Origin of the sequence: Streptomyces sp. NTH33 (genome assembly GCF_003236365.1) — a bacterium.
Lineage (GTDB): Bacteria > Actinomycetota > Actinomycetes > Streptomycetales > Streptomycetaceae > Streptomyces.
The window spans coordinates 1-1977 of sequence record NZ_POTZ01000784.1 but is presented as its reverse complement, the minus strand read 5'-3'; the positions used below and the strand labels follow the sequence as shown (position 1 = coordinate 1977).

The following is a 1977-nucleotide window of genomic DNA, read 5'->3' as shown; positions in this document are numbered from 1 at the left end:
TCCGCCCTCAACGAGTTCGACGTCCTCTTCGACGGCCGGCTCACCGCCGGACGAGTGTAGACCGAACAGCCCACCGAACAACTCGTAGGCTAAACAGACGAATCACACCTAATTCCTGATAGACCCCTCGCCTGGCCGTGAGCTGCAGTCGCAGAGCCAGCCGCAGGCGGGGTGAGGAGAGGTCGACCGGGGCCGCCTCCTGGAGCTTGCGCAGTCGGTAGCGCAGTGTGTTGGGGTGGACCCGGAGGAGGCGTGCGGCGCTCTGGGGGTCGCCGAAGTGGTCCAGCCAGGCCGCGAGGGTCGCGAGGTACGGCGTGCCGTGTTCCTCGTCGTGGGCGCGCAGCGCGGCGAGCGGGCCGCCGAGCAGGCCGGTGCCGGTCCCGACGGCGGCCTTGGCGCGCTCGATGACGACCGCGTCCCAGGCGTCCTCCATCAGCACGGTCCCCGTCCCGTGGGGGAGGGGGAGACGGCCGGCGGCGATCAGCCGGTGGAGTTCGACGGCTTCCGCCGTGGAGCGCGGCAGCTGGTCGGGGGAGTGGGCGGGGCGGCCCACCGCGGCGTACAGGCCGGGGTCGTGCGCGCGCGTTTCGGAGAGCACCTGCCGGAGCCAGTCGAGGGTGCCCGCGCCGGCGTCGGCCGGGGTGCCGGGTGTGACCCGCCGCCTGCTCGGGGGCCGTTCGGTGACCAGGGCGAACAGCAGCCCGTCGAGGTCGGCGAGCAGGGGCTGGTGCCAGCCGAAGCGGCGTGCGACCGATTCCCACAGGTCCAGCTGCCTGCGTACGCCTTCGGCCCCGCCGGCCCCGCCGGTCCCGCCGGTCCCACCGGCGGTGTCGGCCGTACCGGTCGACCCGAAGGCCACCACCCGCCAGGGGCCGTCCGGCAGGGCGACCGCCGCTCCCGGCCCCCGGCCCGGGACAGCACCTTCGCGCAGTGCCGCCCGCAGTTGCCCGGCCGACACCCGCCGCGCGATGTCGGCCTCGGCGCGCAGCCGCAGCAGGTGCAGGGCCAGGACGGAGGCCACGTCGCCGAGCTCGCGGATGCGTTCCGGGGCGACCGGCGACTTGACCACGGCCCAGATCGAGCCGAGCCACTCACCGCCGGCCCGTACCGGGATGATCAGCCTGGGCAGGGTGCCGTCAGGACCGGCAGGGGTCCAGATCGGATCGCTGGAGCGGGCGAGCCGGCGGAAGACGCCGCTGGCCCGGAAGTGCGTCAGGGTCTCCGGGGGGACGCGCCGTCCCACGATGGTGGAGACCCGTGCCGGGTCGGTGGTGTCCTGCCGCGCGGAGTAGGCGAGCACGCGGGACTGTGCGTCCTCCACCGTCACGGGCGCGTCGATGATCTCGGCCGCCTTGTCGGCCAGCGCGAACAGGTCGCTGTGCGGACCGGGGGTGCCCAGAGCGCCGGAGTCGGGCGCGGAGGCCCGGTCGATGACGCCGCGCAGCAGCCAGACGACGTGCGCCCACGAGGTGTGCGGCCGCAGTTCGACCAGCGCGGGACCCGCCAGCCTCCGGACGGCACGGGCCACCTGCGGATCGCGCGCGGCGGGTCCCTTGAGTACGAGGCCCGCGGCCGACGCCCCGGCGGCCCGCTCCAGCAGGGCGAGGGCCCCGGCCCGGTCCGTCACGCCCACCCCCAGGACGAGCTCGCCCGGCTGACCCGCGGTGTCGCCGGGCTCGGGGAGGGCGACGTCGTGCACCTCGGCGTCGCCGGCCGGGACGACCGTACGGAGAAACCCGGCCCCCAGGGAGTCCACGAGGTCGGTGACGGTGATCATGACCGGCGCCTCGCGGTGCGGCACGGGGAACTGCTCATGCTCATGACCCCCATTGTGCCCGTCGGAACAGTGCTCCGCGCACCATCGACGCCCAGACGCTCGACTGGATCGACACCCAGCTCACCGGGCTGCCACGGGACACCCCGGCACTGATCGCCTTCCACCAGCCGCCGGTCAAACTCCACCACCCGCTGCCCGAC

At 74.5% G+C, this 1977-nt stretch carries 1 protein-coding gene and 1 pseudogene; one reads left to right on the top strand and one right to left on the bottom strand.

What is annotated here, in order from left to right; genetic code table 11:
- Positions 1-40: 40 nt before the first annotated feature.
- Positions 41-1801: a PucR family transcriptional regulator gene (locus tag C1I97_RS36210; RefSeq protein ID WP_220040890.1), complete on the bottom strand. Its 1761-nt coding sequence runs from the start codon at positions 1799-1801 to the stop codon at positions 41-43.
- A 59-nt stretch (positions 1802-1860) separates the two neighbouring features.
- On the opposite strand from C1I97_RS36210, the pseudogene C1I97_RS42180 reads away from it, so the two are divergent.
- Positions 1861-1977 (top strand): annotated as a pseudogene (locus tag C1I97_RS42180) (phosphodiesterase); the annotation flags it as partial.